18 protein-coding genes are annotated in these 18626 nt (G+C 55.7%); 5 read left to right on the top strand and 13 right to left on the bottom strand.

The genetic code is table 11. The features are described 5' to 3' along the window. Positions 1-8: 8 nt before the first annotated feature. From PMI28_RS01210 to gtdA, 3 genes are all read right to left on the bottom strand, one after another. Positions 9-1376 carry an MFS transporter gene (locus tag PMI28_RS01210; protein ID WP_007992567.1) on the bottom strand — a complete coding sequence of 456 codons (1368 nt, stop codon included), beginning with the start codon at positions 1374-1376 and terminating at the stop codon, positions 9-11. Between the two features lie 86 nt (positions 1377-1462). Further along, positions 1463-2161, bottom strand: coding sequence for a fumarylacetoacetate hydrolase family protein (locus PMI28_RS01215; RefSeq protein ID WP_007992564.1), 699 nt, complete (start codon positions 2159-2161; stop codon positions 1463-1465). Positions 2162-2191: 30 nt separating this feature from the next. Beyond that, positions 2192-3241 (bottom strand): gentisate 1,2-dioxygenase, encoded by a 1050-nt coding sequence (gene gtdA, locus PMI28_RS01220; protein ID WP_007992562.1) that lies wholly within the window; start codon positions 3239-3241, stop codon positions 2192-2194. Positions 3242-3415: 174 nt separating this feature from the next. On the opposite strand from gtdA, the gene PMI28_RS01225 reads away from it, so the two are divergent. Continuing rightward, complete coding sequence (locus tag PMI28_RS01225) at positions 3416-4351, top strand: LysR substrate-binding domain-containing protein (RefSeq protein WP_007992557.1); 936 nt, start codon at positions 3416-3418, stop codon at positions 4349-4351. Positions 4352-4957: 606 nt separating this feature from the next. Here PMI28_RS01225 and PMI28_RS01230 read toward each other — a convergent pair. From PMI28_RS01230 to PMI28_RS01255, 7 genes are all read right to left on the bottom strand, one after another. Beyond that, the gene (locus PMI28_RS01230; RefSeq protein ID WP_007992556.1) at positions 4958-7930 is read right to left on the bottom strand and encodes a non-ribosomal peptide synthetase; all 2973 of its coding nucleotides are present in this window, start codon (positions 7928-7930) and stop codon (positions 4958-4960) included. Positions 7931-7979: 49 nt separating this feature from the next. Next, positions 7980-8618, bottom strand: coding sequence for a LysE family translocator (locus PMI28_RS01235; protein WP_033063621.1), 639 nt, complete (start codon positions 8616-8618; stop codon positions 7980-7982). A 36-nt stretch (positions 8619-8654) separates the two neighbouring features. Then, on the bottom strand, positions 8655-10010 hold the full coding sequence (gene lysA, locus PMI28_RS01240; protein ID WP_007992554.1) for a diaminopimelate decarboxylase: 1356 nt from the start codon (positions 10008-10010) through the stop codon (positions 8655-8657). Positions 10011-10090: 80 nt separating this feature from the next. Next, on the bottom strand, positions 10091-10684 hold the full coding sequence (gene cysC, locus PMI28_RS01245; RefSeq protein WP_007992553.1) for an adenylyl-sulfate kinase: 594 nt from the start codon (positions 10682-10684) through the stop codon (positions 10091-10093). 47 nt (positions 10685-10731) lie between these two features. Then, positions 10732-11451: a sulfotransferase family protein gene (locus PMI28_RS0129020; RefSeq protein ID WP_007992552.1), complete on the bottom strand. Its 720-nt coding sequence runs from the start codon at positions 11449-11451 to the stop codon at positions 10732-10734. Positions 11452-11528: 77 nt separating this feature from the next. Further along, positions 11529-12704 carry an argininosuccinate synthase domain-containing protein gene (locus PMI28_RS01250; RefSeq protein ID WP_007992551.1) on the bottom strand — a complete coding sequence of 392 codons (1176 nt, stop codon included), beginning with the start codon at positions 12702-12704 and terminating at the stop codon, positions 11529-11531. 42 nt (positions 12705-12746) lie between these two features. After that, complete coding sequence (locus PMI28_RS01255; RefSeq protein WP_007992550.1) at positions 12747-13730, bottom strand: aldo/keto reductase; 984 nt, start codon at positions 13728-13730, stop codon at positions 12747-12749. A 165-nt stretch (positions 13731-13895) separates the two neighbouring features. On the opposite strand from PMI28_RS01255, the gene PMI28_RS01260 reads away from it, so the two are divergent. Continuing rightward, a complete protein-coding gene (locus tag PMI28_RS01260) occupies positions 13896-14843 on the top strand; it encodes a LysR family transcriptional regulator (protein ID WP_007992549.1) in 948 nt (315 codons plus the stop codon). Positions 14844-14847: 4 nt separating this feature from the next. Here PMI28_RS01260 and PMI28_RS01265 read toward each other — a convergent pair whose 3' ends face one another. Then, complete coding sequence (locus PMI28_RS01265) at positions 14848-15651, bottom strand: FAD-dependent oxidoreductase (protein WP_338010083.1); 804 nt, start codon at positions 15649-15651, stop codon at positions 14848-14850. Between the two features lie 246 nt (positions 15652-15897). Beyond that, positions 15898-16482: a hypothetical protein gene (locus PMI28_RS0129015; RefSeq protein ID WP_086805316.1), complete on the bottom strand. Its 585-nt coding sequence runs from the start codon at positions 16480-16482 to the stop codon at positions 15898-15900. A 153-nt stretch (positions 16483-16635) separates the two neighbouring features. Here PMI28_RS0129015 and PMI28_RS30440 point away from each other — a divergent pair, with 153 nt between their 5' ends. Next, positions 16636-16779, top strand: coding sequence for a hypothetical protein (locus PMI28_RS30440; protein ID WP_238540724.1), 144 nt, complete (start codon positions 16636-16638; stop codon positions 16777-16779). A 38-nt stretch (positions 16780-16817) separates the two neighbouring features. Here PMI28_RS30440 and PMI28_RS01270 read toward each other — a convergent pair whose 3' ends face one another. Further along, positions 16818-17324, bottom strand: a complete 507-nt coding sequence (locus PMI28_RS01270; RefSeq protein ID WP_007992540.1) for a hypothetical protein — start codon at positions 17322-17324, stop codon at positions 16818-16820. A 111-nt stretch (positions 17325-17435) separates the two neighbouring features. Here PMI28_RS01270 and PMI28_RS01275 point away from each other — a divergent pair, with 111 nt between their 5' ends. Then, positions 17436-17783: a hypothetical protein gene (locus PMI28_RS01275; protein WP_007992538.1), complete on the top strand. Its 348-nt coding sequence runs from the start codon at positions 17436-17438 to the stop codon at positions 17781-17783. 26 nt (positions 17784-17809) lie between these two features. Further along, a complete protein-coding gene (locus tag PMI28_RS01280; protein ID WP_007992536.1) occupies positions 17810-18625 on the top strand; it encodes a DUF2303 family protein in 816 nt (271 codons plus the stop codon). The last annotated feature ends 1 nt before the right edge of the window (position 18626 follow it).

The raw sequence follows: 18626 nt of genomic DNA, 5'->3' as shown, positions 1-18626 counted from the left end.
ATGGCAGATCAATGAACGACGATTGAGGTCTGCTGCAGCGAGCGGCTGTAGCGTAGGCCCATCAGAAATATCGCCGCGCTGGCCAGCACGGCGGGCACCATCAGGAGGGTGAAGACGCCGCTAAAACCCATGCCCATGCCTAGCATCCAGCCACCGCCGAGGGTGCCGAGAACCGCGCCGATGCGGCCGACACCGTGGGCCCAGCTGACCCCGGTGGCACGCATAGTGGTCGGGTAGAAGCCGGCAGCCAGCGCATTGGCCCCAACTTGCGATCCACTGATGCAAAAGCCCATGCCGAACACTCCGAGAACCAACAGGATGTACTGATCATGGAAGAGACCGATCGACATCAGGCAGAAGGCGCCTGCGATGTAGGCGCAGACCAACACCCAGAATGGGTTGCAGCGATCCATGGCCCCACCCAGGACAATAGCGCCCACGGTGCCGCCAACCTGAAACATGGCGCTGATCAGCGCCGCCTGGCTGAGCTGCAGGCCGGTATCCTTGATCAGGATCGGCAGCCAACTGGTCATCATGTAAATGATCAGCAAGCTCATGGAGAATGAACTCCACAGCAGCAGGGTTCCCATGCGATGGCTACCGCTGAGAATCTGGTGGATCGGCGACTGGCGAGTGTTGGATTCACCGATACCATCGTGAATCTCATAGCTGAGGTTGCTTGCCAGCGGTTGTGCCGAGATGCGTTGCAAAATGGCGCTGATCCGCGCCGCAGGCGCCGAGCGCTGCACCAGGAATCGCACCGACTCAGGCAACAGTACAAACAGAAATGGCAGACACAACAGCGGTAACAGTCCGCCAAGAAACAGCACGCTGCGCCAACCGAACACTGGGACCATCTGAGCGGCTACTACTCCCCCGAGCGCTGACCCCAGGGTGAAGCCGCAGAACATGGTGGTGACCATCAACGAGCGACGGCGTTGCGGGCAGTATTCGGAGGTCAGGGTGATCGCATTGGGCATGGCGCCACCCAAGCCAAGTCCGGTAAAAAAACGCATGGCGGTCAGGCTCAGGACATCTTGTGATGCACAAGCGGCCAGGCTCCACCCACCGAAGAATAAAACGGAAACCAACAATATGGTTTTGCGACCGAAACGGTCAGCCAAGGGGCCTGCGATGAAAGCCCCCAGCATCAGGCCGAGCAAAGAAGCGCCCAGTACCGGGTTGAGTTGCGCAGGCGTCAAACCCCATTCGTCGCGCAAGGCCGGGGCGATGAAACCGACGGCGGCAGTGTCCAGACCATCAATGGCCGTCACCAGAAAGCACAAGCCCAGAACCAACCACTGAAAGGGGCTGACCGGCCTGGTGTCGATGAAGTCTTGTACATCCACACTATTATTTTTATCCGTGGAAGACATAAGCGAATCCTCCGGGCCCGCGCAATGCGGGCCACGTATTGGCCTTCAATCCGGGGCCGGCGGCGTGGAGCCGGCCCCGGAGCGGGTTAAACGACGTCGACCTGGATCTCGCCCAAGCCTTCTACGCCACCGGTCATGCGTTCGCCGACCACTACCGGGCCCACACCTTCGGGTGTACCCGTCATGATCAAGTCGCCAGGTTGCAGTTCGAAGAAGCGCGAGAGATAGCTAATGGTTTCCGGGACAGACCAGATCAGCTTGTCGATATCGCTGCGTTGCTTGTCAGTTCCATTGACCTGCAGCCACAGACCGGCCTTGCTCGGGTGGCCAATCTGGCTGGCCGGGTGCAATGGACCGATCGGAGCCGAGGCATCGAACGCCTTGCCGATTTCCCAAGGGCGGCCCATTTCGCGCATTTTCATCTGCAGGTCACGGCGGGTCATGTCCAGGCCAACGGCGTAGCCATAGACATAGTCGTTGGCCTGCTCCAGCGGAATATCGCGACCTGCCTTGCCAATGGCCACGACGAGCTCGATTTCGTAGTGATAGTTGCTGGTTTCAGCCGGATAAGGCAGTTCCAAGGGCTGGTAATAAGCCACCGGCACCACGGAGTCGGCCGGTTTGCAGAAAAAGAACGGCGGCTCGCGGTCGGGATCAAAACCCATTTCCCGCGCATGAGCGGCGTAGTTACGGCCGACGCAATACACCCGGCGCACCGGAAAAGTGTCAGTGCTGCCATTGATCGACAGTGCAGTAACCGTTTGAGGCTCGACAACGTAAGTCATGCTCGACTCCTGATAGAAACGAATTAGGGATTAACGGGATTCACGGGATTCGCGAAGAATGCCCAGCGCTTCCTGGACCGGTCGGTCAGAGAAGCTGAACAGCACGCAGTCTTCATCGGTCTGAAAATTCACCGCCGCCCAACTCGGCACAACGAAGATGTCGCGGGCTTCGAACTCATGGCGCTGTCCGGCGATATTGACGCTGCCCCGGCCTTCCACGACCGAAAAAACCGTGGCATCGGTATTGCGGTAAGTCTGACCGCGGAAACCTCGCGGCAGAATTTGCATGAAGGTCGCGATGGTCGGCATCGGCCAGCCGCCGGTAAGCGGATTCACGTAGCGCAGCTTCACCCCATCCCACGGATCGACCTGATCCTGACGCAGCAGGATGTCGAGCGCCTCGCGAGTACGGGCATAGGGGTAGTTGAATACAGGCGAAGTTCGCGAGCTGGGTTCATGGCGCATCGGCAGTAAATTCATGCCATAGCGCGCGTAGCTGTTACCTTCGGGGCGGGTCAGTGGCTGAACCGGCTCCTCGTAGTTTTCAGCGAATCCAGCGCCAAAAAAACGCACCATGGGAATGTCCAGACCGTCGAGCCAGATCACCGGCTCGCCGCCTTCGGCTTCAGTCGGGTTGCCATGGTCATGCCAGGTCCAGGAGGGTGTGATGATGAAGTCGCCGGGCTCCATGGTCGTGCGTTCGCCGTCGACTGCCGTAAACGCCCCGCGACCTTCGACGACAAAGCGCAGCGCTGATTGACTGTGGCGGTGACTTGGGGCGATCTCACCCGGCAGGATCAATTGCAGTCCGGCGTACAGGCTCGAGGTAATCGAAGCCGAGCCACGGATGGCAGGATTCTCCAGGACCAGAACGCGACGAACCGCTTCTTCTGCCGAGATCAAACGACCCGCTTCAGTCAGATATGGACGCAATTCCCGATAACGCCATAACGCACCGACACAGGCATCGGCAGGCTCTTTGGGAACCAGATTGTGCAGTTGCTCCCAAAGCGGGAAGAGATGATGCTTGTCGATGCGCTGGTAAAAATCGGCACGCACATCGTTGATTTTGTTATTCATCAGGACACCCTGGCGAGTTAGCCGAAGGTCAAACCCTTTAGTCGGGTAAACGCTTCGAAGAGCGGTTTCCATGCGAGGTAGAAACCGTTGCCCGATGAATTATCCTGCAGCATCACATATCCTAATAATGCTATTTCACGATCAATCCATGCCAATAAATGTATAGGTAAAAAGATGGACTGGACCCGCCGACTACGACTCAGTCACCTGCAATTGCTGATCAGCCTGGCTGAGACCGGAAGTATCAGTGAGGCTGCACGGGTGACTTTCACGACTCAGCCGGCCCTTTCGAAATGGCTGAAGGAACTGGAGGATAGTGTTGGCGCGCCCTTATTCGAACGCCATGCCCGCGGGCTCAAACCGACCTCTCAAGGGCACATGTTGTTGGGTCATGCACGGCGGGTCTTGAGTGAAATGGACCGGGCCCAGCAGAATCTGGCCGCCATGCAGGAAGGCAGTTCGTATCGTGTTGCCATCGGCACATCGCCCGCTTCTGCGCCTAACCTGGTGCCAGCGGCGATCATCCAGTTTCTGCGTTTACATCCCAATGCACAGGTGGAGCTTCAGGAAAACACCATGAATGTGCTGCTCGAGCGACTGGAGCAAGGGCAACTGGACCTGGTGGTTGGCCGCTTCGACAATTTCGCCCCTCGTCACAGTCTGTGCAGCGAACTGCTGTATGAAGAGACCATGCGGGTGATCAGCAGGCCGGGGCACCCGTTGACCAGCCAACCTTCACTGGACTGGGAGGCATTGCATGCCTTCGACTGGATTATGTGGCCAGTGGGCACGCCGATTCGCAGCAAGCTGGACATCACCCTGACCAACGCCGGTCAACGGCCTTTGCCCTATCGGGTGGAGTCATCCTCGCTGATTGCAAACCTGTGGCTGCTGCAATTGAGCGACATGCTCTCGATCGCCTCGGACCGCGTGGCCGACCACTTCACCCAGCGCGGCCTGATCGTCCCGCTGGAATTTGAACTCGATGCACTGGGCACATTAGGAATGTGCTGGCGCAAAGGTACAGAGAGCGACCAGGGGATCGCCGACCTGCTCGATAGCCTGCGCTACGCGTCAGCCAATCAGATCGAGTTTCCGGATGCTCGCTGAATAAGGCGCTGTAGTGTCCTGTTAGCCACCACGTCATAGCTCGAGTTGCAGACACAAGCGTCGCGCTTGCGTGCGTACTGAGCAAAAAGTCCTTGAACCGCTGCGCCAGGCTTTCCAGGATTCCGGGGCTGTAATGCTGACGATCCCACGCACCGTGCAGGGTAACCTCATGTTCAACTCCGGAGCGGGTGGCGAGGCCTGGATCAACACGCCGTACAGACTGTAGCGCGGCAAATCGGTGACGACGCCCACTCCCCGACTGTTGGCCGCGAGAGCCTGGATGATCTGCGATTTCGCGCAAGGATCCCCATGAACCACCATGCCCTACTAGTACAATGTTGACTCTCAGTATCTGCCTGATCACCTTGTTCGGTGCGCTCGGCTAGTCGCTATAAGCTAACCCCCAGTAGACAATAGTTGGAGAAGACTGCCTGACGAGCCGTCAACCAGGTCCATCCCTGCCCTCCATCGGCAAACTTCCTGCGGGGGACATTGGCACCCAGAAATCTTGCGTCCATCTCCTCCGGAATCTGTGGATTCAGCTCGCAGTATCGGTTGAAGATCTGCCGGGCCTGAACAGTTTCATATCATTAGCCGTTAAAAAAACTAAACCAACTCACCCGCCAACCGTTCCAAAAACGGCTCAAATTCCGAAAGCGTAACCATCAGTTCCTGATACTGGGTCAGACCCAGTCGCTGACGGCTCGATTCACGCAAGTTCACATCCGAAGGGTCAGTAAACAAGACCCTCTTCGAAGTGTCGGCCGCCAGGATGCCAGCAATCAGCATCGATTCGCAGTCCGCACGCTCCGATATCTGCGCGACAAAGTCACAGTGATCGACGACGCTGACCGACATGCCTAAGCGATTGGCGCAATGGGTCACCAACGCCTCGAACGTTACAAACTCAATGGCCGTGACATCCACTTGTTGTGCCAGCAAATCGAAGGCTTCGGGCGCCGCGACAAAATGACAAATCCAGTTGGCCAAACGGTCTGCCGGCAATAAACCAATGTACCCGTAACCTGCGGGCACCTGTCCGAGTCGCAGGCATAATTTCAGCAACAGGTAAACCAGGGATTTTTTATTGCTGAAGCCCATGCTAACCGACGGCAAGACATCATCGATCTGATAGATTTTCGCTCGCATCCCTTGCGCCTGGGCGTCCCGAATCAATCGGTCCGCCAGGTATTTCGTATAGCCGTAGCCATTGATCCCGTTCGACCGGGCATGCTCATCCAACTCGGCTCCCGTCACCCCGACCTGACCATCGAGCGAGCATCTGGCCGCCAACGAGGAAACATGGTGCAGGCGCTTGAAGGTCGACTCGTTGCAAAACCGGATCAACTCGGCAGTCCCCTGCACGTTAGCGGCATACAGATGGGAAGGCTCGGACAAGAAATTCACTTCAGCGGCACTATGAATGACCTCGTCCACGCTCTCGGTCAGTTGTATCCACTCTTGCGGATCGAGGCCGATGCAGGGTGATCTCAGATCCCCGAGGACAACCTTGAGTCTGGTGGTATCCAATACTCTTCCGGTGAAGGCATTGGCGTAGATGGACATCAACCGCGCCTGGGCTGACTCAAGGGTGTCACCGCGCAAAAGTACCGTCACCCTCAACGCGGTAGAGGTCAGCAGACGCTCCAGAATATGGATACCGACAAAACCGGTCGCTCCAGTGAGCAGAATTTCCTGGATGCGCCTCTGCGACTGCCCCCAAGGTCGCAAGGTGTGGCTGTACAAAGGCGCCATTTCAATGGCTTTGATGCTGGCGTTACCATCGAACAATGCCGCTCCAAGGCTCAGCGGTGTCGGGTGACGGTAGAGGGTCTGTAAGGCCAAAGTCCGGTTGAAGCGCGCGCCTATCAAGACCTTGAGTGAAACAGCAGCCAATGAATCTCCGCCCCACTCAAAAAAATTCGAGTCCTGACAAAAACAATCGCTCAACAGCACCTGACGAAAGCACTCAAGCAACTGATCCTGCGCCGAGACGGCCGGGGTGGGCGCCTGGAAAAACTGCCAGCTCCCGATGAATGCGGCTGCAATGGCGGTGTAATCCAGTTTGCCATTCGGACTGACCGGCAACGTTTGCAGGTGCAGAAAGTATTGTGGGATGTGCGTCAGGGGCATAAGCCGACCGAGTTCTTTTCGCAGTTCACAGACATCGATCGCACGCTCTGCGGTGTAGGCCAATGCCAGCGTGGCGTCGCCCTGTGCAGCGTTGACGACGACTGCCGCGGCATCGCGCACTTGGACAAAAGCTTCGCGAAAACGCGCGTTCACCTCATCGAGTTCGATTCTGACGCCCCGCACTTTCACTTGATGATCGTGGCGTCCATGAAACTCCAGCAACCCGTCTTCACGCACCCGCGCCCGGTCGCCTGTTCGATAAACGAAAGCCCCCGGCACATCGGGAAACAGGTTTGGCACAAAGGATTTTTCCGTCAGCTCGGGCTCGTTAAGATAACCGTTGCCCACACAGATTCCCCCCACCACCACCTCGCCGACGATGCCGTCTGGCAGCACCTCCAGTTGCGGCCCGACGATTCGCACGTAGGTATTGTCGATCGGGCGTCCCAGGGGAATAGCTCCGGCATCAGTATCACGCACCTGGTGAAACACCATGCCGATAGAGGCTTCCGTATGCCCATAGGTGTTGATGATGTGCACACCGGGCAGGATCCGGCGAAAGGAATGGACGGAAACCGGGTCAATGGCCTCACCTCCGATCAGCAGATACTGCAGGCTCCGCAAGTGAGATGGGCAGATTGCCCCTTGCTCCAACGCCCGCACAAGAACCTTGAAAAGCGATGGTACAAAATCCGTCATCGTGACCTGGTGACGACGAATATGCTCGACAACGCAGTCCAGATCCCACAGCTCACGCCGGTACGGAATAATCGTTGTGCCGCCACTGGTCAGAGGCCATAGCAGTTGCCAGATCGAGGAATCGAACAGCGGCGCACTATTTTGGTAAACCACATGCCCATCGCCAAAGTAGCGACTCATGTAGCGGAATCGATTGGCCACCCCGGCGTGATGATTCAAGGCACATTTGGGCATCCCGGTCGTGCCTGATGTAAAGAAACCATAGAGGTTAGTGTTGGCACTGCTGCGCGATGTCCGTGGTGACAGCGTCGCACCGTCACAGTCAGTGCTGACCTCCAGACAAGTGAGGCCGCAAAGCTCGGGTCTGGGCGCTTCACCTCCGGGCACATAAACAAACCGGGCACGGGTACTGGCCAATACGGCGGCCATGCGATTGGCTGGCCAGGACAAGTCGATCGGTATGAGCACGGCATCGACCATCATCGCGCTTAACCAGACCACCGGTAACTCGACACCTGCATCGACTCCGCACAACAAGCACTCCCCCGCCTGCAATCCAGCCTCCTCCAGAGACGCTGCGTTATGGCTGGCCATAAGCATCAGGTGACGGTAGCTGACACGCTCGGTGCCGCTCACAACGGCAATGTGATCCGGCGTTGTCGAGTGACTCTGCAAAACCATTTCCAGGACGTCGCAAGACAACTCGACATCAAAACCAAAGGCAGTACTCAGGGGAGCGCCAGACATAAATAAATCCCTTTATTTGCAAACTATCCCAGGCTTGCTGATACACGGATCACAAGCTGACGGTGGTGGCCAAACGTATGCTCAGTCCAATCAAAACTGCGCCCATGACTCGATCCAGCCACTGTCCAGCATTGGGGTGGGTGCGAAGCCTTTCGGTGGCTTTGGCTGCCACCAGGACGAACGAAACTTCAACGACGATGGCAACCAGGATTACCAGGCTGCCTAATAAAAAGATCTGTAGCGCGGGAGCCCCCATGGACGGCTGAACGAACTGAGGCAGGAACGCCAGAAAGAACAAAGCGACTTTCGGGTTAAACACGTCGATAAGAATGCCCTGCTTGTAGGCTTGCCATACACCGTATTGCTTGACCTGCGCGTTGTCCTGATCATGAACGGACCCCGTGGAGGGCATGAAACTTTTCACGCCCAAGTAGAGCAAATAAGCCGCGCCGGCATACTTGAGTGCATCGAAGGCATTTTCCGAAGCGGCAATTAGAGCGCTGACACCGCAGGCCGCCAGAACCACATGGACAAAGGCACCGCTACAGACCCCCAGCGCCGAGGCGATACCGACTTTTTTTCCTGAGGATATCGTCCTCGACAAGATGTAAAGCAGGTCGGGCCCTGGGGAAATATTCAACAAGAGTGCCGAAAATAAAAAAACAAGCCAAAACGTTTCATTGTCCACAGTCACTTCCAGCCGCCTTAATCAAACAACAGAGGATTACTTAACCAGCTTCAAACTTTTAGGATCAGACTTGACTGTTTCAATGCCGTCCATTTCCCTGGCAACGAGATCCTCGTAGCGCTCTCTCTGGCGCACGACTTGATAGTGCTCGCCCATGACCACCACTTCAGCCGGACGAACTTTCGAGTTGTACTGGCTGGCCATGCTCATCGCGTAGGCACCCGCCGAAAAAATGGCCAGGGTGTCATGTTCCGAAAGCGTCGGCAGCGGACGCGACAACGCGAGAAAATCCCCTGTTTCACAAATCGGCCCAACCACATCCACCGGCGACAATGCCCCGTCTGGCCGGGGTTGCGAAGGATTGGTCGCGTGCGTCCAGTGCCCGTTGAAATCGCCATATCGGATCGGCCACATGGCATGGTGGGCACCGTAAAGCGTGGGTCTGAGCAAGATGTTCATGCCGGCATCGACAATGACGATCTGACGGTCCCAGCCATCCTTGATGTATTCGACGCCGGTCAACAGCACGCCGGCATTGGCGCTGATAGAGCGACCGGGTTCGATCACGAACCGCAGGCCGCGCGCCTTGAGCCCCAGCAATCGGTGAGAAATGACGCTGCCCATTTCCTGCAACGAAATGCTATTGGAATGGGAGGCTTCGTATATGGCTGGAAAACCACCACCGATATTGATCGTATCGACGGTGCCGCCCGCCTGTTCCACCTCATCCAACAGCGTCTCGATGACGTCAATGCAAGCCAGATAGGAAGCGCTGTCATGGATAGGCGAGCCAATGTGCGCATGGATTCCGACAACATCGACGTTGCTGTACAAACCCTCTGCGTAAAGCCGCGCCGAACGCGTCACCGGAATGCCGAATTTGGTCTGACGTCCTCCCGTAGATGTTTTTTGCGGGGTATCACGGTCAGCAACGTCGGGATTGATCCGAATAGAAACCCTGGCCCTGCAGCCGCACTGACCCGCAATAGCATCAATCCTTGCCAGTTCCCCCTCAGACTCAACATTGAACTGGTAGACGCCTGACTCCAGTGCATATTTGATTTCTTCCGCAGACTTGCCCACCCCGGCAAACACAATGGTTTCGGGGCGAGCACCGGCCAGCAGGGCTCGATAGATTTCGCCACCACTGACGACGTCCAGACCCGCGCCGCGCTCCACCAGAAACTTCAGGATGCTCAAGTTGCTGCAGCTTTTGACTGAGAAACAAATCAGCGGGTCAATCAGAAAAAAAGCATCGCGCATGTTTTGCAAGTGCGACGCCAAGGTACTCAATGAGTAAACAAACAAGGGTGTACCCAACTTTTCAGCCAGGCTGTCCAGGTTCACCCCTTCGGCATGCAGAACACCTTGTTTGTAGCTGAAACCGTCCATTCGAACCTCTCTGAAAACCCGGCAGTTAAAAAGTCATTGCATGTTTTTTAATGTCAGTCGTACGGCGACGCGTCGACAAATCAATTCAACCTGCCGCTCTCGTGCAAATAAGCAATAACGCTGTCGGCACTGCTCTCAGGGCTCTGCGATGTCCCTCCGATCAGGATATCGGGGGCCACGGGGCGTTCGTATGGCGAGTCTATGCCGGTGAAATTCGTGATTTCACCCTTCCTGGCCTTGCTATACAGCCCTTTGGGATCACGCCGTTCACACACCGCCAACGGGGTGTCGACGAAGACTTCGATGAAGTCCGTTCCCAGCAACGTCCGAACCGTACTGCGGTCCTGTTCGAAGGGCGATATCAGCGCCGCGAGGACAATGATTCCACTGTCCAGAAACAGCTTGGTGACTTCCCCCACGCGCCGGATATTTTCAATACGGTCATCGGCGCTGAACCCCAGGTCACGGCACAAGCCATGGCGAATGTTGTCGCCATCGAGCACCACCGTGACGTACCCCAACTCGAACAACTTCACCTCCACCAGCCTCGCTACTGTGCTCTTGCCGGCCCCGCTGAGGCCCGTGAACCACAAGGCGCAAGGCTGCTGACGTAATTGCCGCGAACGCATGTGCGGCAGGATCGCTCCAGCGTGCCAGCCAAGATTTTTCGACATACAGCGCCTCACTCAAAACGAAACAGCGTCTCGACTCAGTTTGAACATCACAGGTAAGACAGGAACTTCTTGTAGACAACCAGGTTGTCGTCATAGAAGGACTTCAAGCGCGGGTCGTTATCGACACGTACCGCATAGTGCTTGCTGACCGGTCTTATGGAGGTGCTCTGGGCCGCATCTTCATGCCAGTGCCGAGTGCGCTCCCACACTCGGCGATGACCGGGTTCCCACTGCAAGGATTCGGGTTTTTGTTCAATGCCTACTTTGCGGCAAAAGTCCGCGATAACGTTTTGTGGAGCCAGCACTAACTGGTTGGCATCGACAATGACCGGATCATGTACGCCTCTCGCTCTGGCGGCGCAGTACAACGCATCAAGGTGCTGGTAGCCGACTTGTTGTGAGGTCAACTGCGGGTTCATTGCATAGTGCGAGTTGATGACTTGCTCGGGGTTTCTGATCATGAACACATGGTGCGCGTCGTCCGGATAAGCACCTTCATCGATAAACCCTGCATAAGAAAATTCGCAGGTGTCTTTAATGAACACATTGCCCTTGTCCAATAACGTTCTGACGTGCGCGAACAACCTGTCCGGCGAATCTATCCGGTGCGTTTCACCCTGTACTTCATGGGTAAAAACATGACCGGCAGCCAAATCGCACAACGGCTCATGCAGTACCGTGAAATCGCCCCTGGCTTCAATCATTCGCACGAACGCCGTTGACAGCGAGCGCGGCGGCGCCCACAAGATCACTAACTTGTTTGTCATTCCCTTGATCGCTCAGCTCGGGTAACTGAAAGAGCACAGCAAAGGTATCCCTGCGCTCATGTGAATCGTCAGTCGGATCAGGCAGATTCAAGGATGTTTTCGGTGATCCAGCGTTGCCCGCCATGGGCAAAGCGATACTGCTGCGCCGTGAATCGATTCCGGCTGTAGTTGTAAACACGGTCAACCAGATAGCTGCCCTTGTATAACTTCACGTCCACATAACCATCGGCCCATTGCACTAACTCATTCACCGCTTTGAAGGCCGCCTGAGTGGCCGGATCGTACAAACGACCGGCATACGTCTGCCGGGCAATGAACGTCGAACTGAAACGCAAGACTTCCCAGGAGTCTTTATCGACAGTCGCCTGATAAAGGCTCTTCAATGCCGTGGCGATCAAATCCAGACCGGGTGACTCATACGTGCCCCGCCCTTTCGTGCCATTCATTCGATTCTCGAGCACTGCCTTGATCACGACACCATTGCGCCCGGCGATTTCGTTGGCCAACGCCACCACTTCATAATGGGACAGGACCTTGCCGTTGATTTCCACCGGGTAACCTTTTTCGAACCGGATGGTGCAACGTTCTACCTGTGCGGGCGCCTGCTCCGGGCGCACCCCCATGATTGGCTGGACGCTGTCCGGGGAGTTGGCAATGGACTCAAGCTCAACACTCTCATGGGACACGCCGCCGAGATTGGCATCGATCGAATGGGCTGCCTTGTCACGCAACAACTGTTCGTTCTTGTCTATTACCGCCCGGCCCATATCGCTACGGGTCTTGAAGCGTTCAGCCGTCGCACTGTCCTGCCACGGCGAATAGGGCATGATCTGCGGGGCAAACATATTCAGGTAATAGGTGAAGCGAAATTCGTCGTTGCCACCGTGTACGGCTCCGTGGGCCAGGACGTTGCATCCCTTGGCGCCAAGCGCCGCGACCAGCCCCTTGACGGTGACGGCACGGGCAATGCCGGTGGTGTTCCAGTAGCCACCATCGTAATGCGCCTGCGCCCTGACAGCGTTCAGGCATTCAGTCGCCATATCTTCCTTCAAGTCGACAACATGGGCGGCATTGAGCAGATCGATATTACGGGTACAGAATTGATGGGCCTCTTCATTGGGCTGGCCGATATCAACAATGAACTGCTCGAAATCAATTTGCTCATTCTCGAGTAGCTGGCTGATGAACAGACTGACCAGGCCACCCGATGAGCACACGCCTACTTTGCGGTTCTTCAACTCTGAAATTTTCATGACATTCCCTTGATCAAGATAGAAGACACTTCGTAAGAAATGTTATTGCGACCACTCTGTCGGCGTTCGGTCCCAGCGATGACCTGCAAGACGCTGCAGAAGTTCGGCGTCCAATGGACCTTTGGATGAACACGCCAGGTTCTGCGAAAGGTTCCTTATCGCCCGCATGCCGGGGATAACCGTATGAATGTCCGGATTCGAAAGGATGAAGCGCAATGCACACTCAGCCAGTGACACTCCCTCGGGAATGTCTTTTTTCAACACCTCGACTCTATCGACGGTGGCGTGCAGGTTCTCCGGAACAAAGTAACTGTTACGCCAATCGCCTTCCGGCCACACGGTTTCTTTCGTCAATACCCCCGTCAAGGACCCCTCGTCGAACGGCACCCTGGCGATCACGCCCACATTGTGTTTTTTGCAGGCAGGAATAAGGTGGTCCGTGGGGGCCTGGTCAAAGATGTTGTAAATAACCTGAACGCTGTCAATCAATCCCGTCTCCAGTGTCTTGATGACATTGTCAGGCTCCCACCGATTAACACTGATGCCGATGCCTTGAATAACCTTCTGAGACTTCAGGTCATCAATCACCCGCATCCAGCTTTCATCTTGTGCCCAGTCGTCTTCCCAGACATGAAACTGCATCAAGTCAATAGAGTGCATTCCCAGATTGTTCAGACTCTTATCAACAAACTCTCGAATATGATCGGAGGGGAAAACATCATTGAGCCGATCGCCTCGTTTGGAAGGCCACTCCCTGTTCTTTGGTGGAATCTTTGTGGCAACGACAATCTTTTTATCGGGATTGCTCTTGAGCACTCGGCCCAGCATGTGTTCGCTGTGCCCACGGCCATATATCCATGCGGTATCGAAAAAGTTGCAGCCTTTATCGACAGCCAGTTGCAGAGCCTGCATGCCTTGTTCATCGGCAGAGCCGGTCCAGCCTCCTTCGCCGCCAGCAATGCCCCACATGCCATAACCCACTTCACTGACTTTCCAGCCAAGCCTGCCAAACGTTCTGTAATTCATCGTGTTATCCATAACCACCAATAATCCAGAGCACTTGCTTAAGTACTGAACTTGCTTGCTGGCTATTATCTGCAACGTACAGTCAGATTAAAAATATCAATTTACTCAGTATCGATTCATATCTGATATGGTTAAACCCTCCCCATCACTGAGGCAAGGATCGCCATGGCAACGTTGAACTTCAGGCATATCGAGATCTTCTGGGCGGTCATGACGACAGGTAGCGCGACAGCCGCCGCAGCCCTGCTGCGCACCTCACAGCCGACAATCAGCCGAGAGCTGGGCAGGCTTGAGTCGGTGACCCAGTTGACGTTGTTCAAACGCGCCAATGCCAAACTGATCCCGACCGAACAAGCGCTGATGCTCTTCGACGAAGTCAAAAGGGCTTATTTTGGCCTTGAGCGGATAGCCAAAGCGGCTGACGCCATTCGCCAGTACAAGCACGGGCAAATCACCATCGTTTGCCTGCCTGCTTTCTCCCAGGCCGTGGCGCCCACTGTCTGCAAACATTTCCTCGATCAATACCCCGGAGTGGGAGTCAGCATCACTCCCCAGGACTCTCCCCTGCTCAACGAGTGGCTTTCTTCACAGCGCTTTGATCTGGGGCTTATCGAGGACACTGCTGCCCCCCGTGGCACAGACCTGGAGACCATCTTCACGTCGGACATTGTCTGCATCTTGCCCACCGACCACCGACTGTGTGAAAAAGCCGTCCTGTTCCCCGAGGACTTTGAAGGCGAACACTTTATTTCTCTGGCGACCAACGACCCCTATCGCAACAAGATCGACAGTTTTTTCGACAGCCTCGGAATCAAAAGACAGTTGGTCGTTGAAACGCACAGCGCAGCGGCAGTCTGCGCGACGGTGGCCCTAGGGGTCGGCATCGCAATCATCAACCCGCTCACAGCACTGGCCTACGCCAAACTTGGGCTGACCATTCGCGGGCTGTCACTTTCCATTCCGTACACCGTCAGTGTTGTTCGCCCGCAGCATCGCCCCTATTCGCCGCTGGTCGACAATTTCATCAGCTCGTTGAGGCATTGCTGCCAGGTGCTGACCAGTCAGCTCCAATCAATCACTGACAGCAAAAACAGACCGCACCCAGACCAGTGACAGCTCACCCGGCCTTATCGAAGCGAGCTTTGGAGAAAGCCGGGGCAATGTGCTGCAGCGACTCGCCAAGAACCGCCCAGGACAGCCACTCCCCCAACCCCGTTGCGAATTTAAAACCGTGCCCCGAACATGCAGACACATAGAGCACACCCGGCAGTTGAGTCGACTCCCCCAGGATAAACGACTCATCCGGGCTCATGGTGTAGACGCATTTTTTAGCGGCATAGGGCGTTGGGTCCAGGGACGGAAAAAGCGCTGCCACACACTCGGCGATTTCCTCCCTTGCCGAGCGGCTGACGGGCTCCAGTTGGGTAGCCATATCCAGATCCGTTTGCTGACTGTTATGAAAACCTATCTTGATCCCGGGCTCGGTCTCAGTGATCTGCGGGGTACCGTACAGCAAGCGGCCATCGGAGAGTTCATACAGGAAAGCCGGAAAATTCTTGAAGCTGTCGGCGCTGCCCGGCCTGGGACTGAACCAATAAATCGGAACGCTTTTAGGGCGCAACAATCCGGCCAAGTCGGGGATCAAACTATCGGTCAAGGTGCAGCCGGTCGCTAGCACGACCCGCTCCGTCTCGATGACCTCGCCATCAGACAATCGAATCAAAAGCCTGCCTTCGCTGCGATGTATTTCAAGAACATGGCTTCCGAAACGAATCTGGGCACCACTACGCACGGCAAGATTGAGCATGTGCAGCCTGCTGGCGTCGGCTGCAATCGTGTAAGCGCCTTCCTCGACAATACCTTCCATGTCTGGCTGCACCCGAAAGGCCGGAAACATCTGCGTAATCTGTTGTGCATTCAGTTGCTGATGGTCAATCCCGCCTGCCCGGCACGCGCCAAGCCCTTGTTGAGCTGATGGACTGGAGCGGAATCGATGAACAGGGCGAAGCGATCACGCTGATGATTCATCATCTTCATACGTTAGGGCCTCAAAAGTCCGCCCCGCTGTTGAGCCCGCCGCGACACGAATACGTAATCCCGGAAAACGTGTCGCGGATTTTCCATCACAAAAGCATGTTGATGATTCAACAAGACCCGGGGGATGAAGTCATTCATCCAAGAGTTGCAAGTTGATGACCACACCTTGGATGATCAGCGCAGCAGCGTTTATCTGCTCCTTGGCCTCCATGGCAGACGCGTTGTCCATCAAGTTGACCGTTTCCTCTGCTTTATGCAGAGCGTACTCAAGCATCCCTCTAAGCTGGATCACGTAATCAACCATATTTTTGTTGGGTAGCGTTAACACGTCAATGCCCATGAGGGTTCGGTGCATGCTCTGTACCTGTTCAACATGCCACTGGCTCCTATTATTAGGCGAAACCGCGTGATAGAGCCGCTCAACGTAAAGCCTCGATAGAACTGCAATTTGAGATAGTGCAGCCAGAGCCACTTCATCCGTTGACCTGCTTTTATTTATATCGCGCCGCATCTGCGAGTTAGCTATGAAAATCGCTGCTCCTACTCCGGTTAGCGAAGCAGCTGCCTGCACCCAATCGCCGCCCTTAAGCTCCATTCCGTAATACTTGCAAACCCCTACTACCGCCCATAACAGCGATGTCCCGAGCGCAAAAATCCAAACGCTCAAGAGTGTTAGGAGTGCAAGGGTGGCTCCTCGTTTTTTTACGACCTTCACCGGCAATCCCTCCGATAAACAAAGCTGCCATCAAACACTACTCCCCCGCCTTTACCACTGTCGCATCCGGTCACGGAGGGCGGCGCCAGATTGCTGAGTTGTGGCTGACAAGTACTGGGCGAGCGCCACGACTTCGAGGAATGGCGGGAGACGGTGTCCACGTTCCTGATCAACCTAGCCTTCGCGCCCGCTGAAGAATCCACCCGCTTCGCCATCATGTCGCGACCTGAAATCGTTGTTAATGAAAAGTGGTCGAGACAGCTTGAGAAGTTTGCAAAGACCGGTAGCGAGATCTGATCAACCCTGCCAATTTCATCGAGTATTGATGTGACCTTTCAAAGGTCCCGTGGGCGCTGCCATTCGTCAATGAGAGGCATCAGGTTCTCCTTTGCCTCTTTGTAGGCCCGAATGATATGTCTTTTAAGGTAAATACCCTGGCCGCCAAAAGTGAAGTAGATGTCATCTTCGTATATCGACTCTTGCCTGAAATCGCCTATTTGCATTAAGCAGCCCTTCCCAAAAATCACATTGAAAGTAGCAATGCTTCCGCCTTCGATCTTGTGATTGTCCGAATCAGGGTGGCAGACGGCGTCACGAACGTATTTGATCAAATCGGTTACATCTTTGACCTTGTCCGCGACCAAGACATCGTCATTAAAAGAAATGCGTTTTGCGTAACGCTCAGATTTGTACATGAGCGCACGAAGAGATATTAGCGAGTCAATGAAAGCTGATCTGAAAAACACGTGGCCGGCGTTCTGAGGATGAAATATCCCACTGCTTAAAAGTCCGTGGACGACCCGAAGGGACTGTGACACTTCACTCTGTTCCGCAAAGTCCATACCGCTCTCCTTGATCCGGCTCCATGCCGGGCAATCAACCAATAGCCTACAAACACACTTCACGCCACCGCATCCGGTAACGGAGGGCGGCGCCTACCCGAGGTTACCGCTATGCCAATTGCAACAGATACTGCCGAGTTCCTCGAAGAACTCAACGGCGGCGCTTTCGCCAGCCAGATCGGCCACGCCCTTTCCGAAGTAGCTGCTGGGGTCGTTGACCACGGCAAGACCGGCAAGTTGGTGATCACCCTGGACTTCAGCCAGATCGGCGAATCGAGCCAGGTGAAGATCAAGCACAAGCTTGACTACAAAGTGCCGACCAAGCGCGGTACCCGCAGCGAGAACACCAGTTTGGACACACCGATGCACGTCGGTTCTGGCGGCAAGATTTCGCTGTTTGCCGAGAAACACGACCAACTGTTCACCCGCGAACAAGCTCCAATCGTTCCCCGCACCTAACCCCCTACCCCCAAAGGAACTAGCGAATGTCCCTCACCAAAGAAGCTATCCAGCTCATTACTGATACCGCACTCGAAGCCGCTGGCAAGTCGCTTCCGACCCAAACAATAACGGTGGTTCTGCCCGACGGCGCCCAGGTCGTAAACCTCGAAAAGTACCAGGCAGGCCGCTCTCGCTTCAGGGGCACCCTTTCGACCAGCTCCCTTGCTGACTTAGGCGCACACGTAGCCGACCGCAACGTACAGGGTGCAAAAGGATTCATTGATCAAGACGAAATGACCTGCGTGCTGATGTTTAATATCGGCACAGATGTGGCGCCGGGCCACGCCGACGACCGCGCCGTGCTGAAGCTCAAGCCAACAGCAGGCTATAAAGCCGTTCAGGCAATCGACGGACGCGCCATGTCACAGAAAGATCTGAGCGACTGGATCGAGGACTGGAACACTGTTCTCAGCGCGACCAGCGAAGCCGGCGAGATCATGAGCATCGTGAAAGCAATCGCCGCTGTTCGAACCATCACGATCAAAGCGTCTTCGGAAAATGAGCACGCTGTAGGCGAGACCAGCGCCTGCCGCAGCTCGATGGATCAGATCGAAGCCCGAAGCAAAGAGACCTTGCCGGCGAACTTGGTGTTCTTGGCGGTTCCCTTCGAAGGCCTACAGTCTCGCGACTTCATTTTCCGCGTGTCGGTCATTACCAGCGGCGCACAGCCGGTGCTAAAACTGCGTTGGGTTGGCGAGGAGGTTCAGCGTGAAGAGATCGCGCAAGAGTTCAAGTCTGTTCTGGACGCTGCCGTCGGTGCCCACGCCAAGCTGACACTCGGCACCTTCGATCCGAAGTAAC

This window comes from Pseudomonas sp. GM48 (genome assembly GCF_000282335.1).
GTDB lineage: Bacteria > Pseudomonadota > Gammaproteobacteria > Pseudomonadales > Pseudomonadaceae > Aquipseudomonas.
Note: the sequence above shows the minus strand (reverse complement) of the source record. Positions and strands in the feature narration are given on the sequence as shown.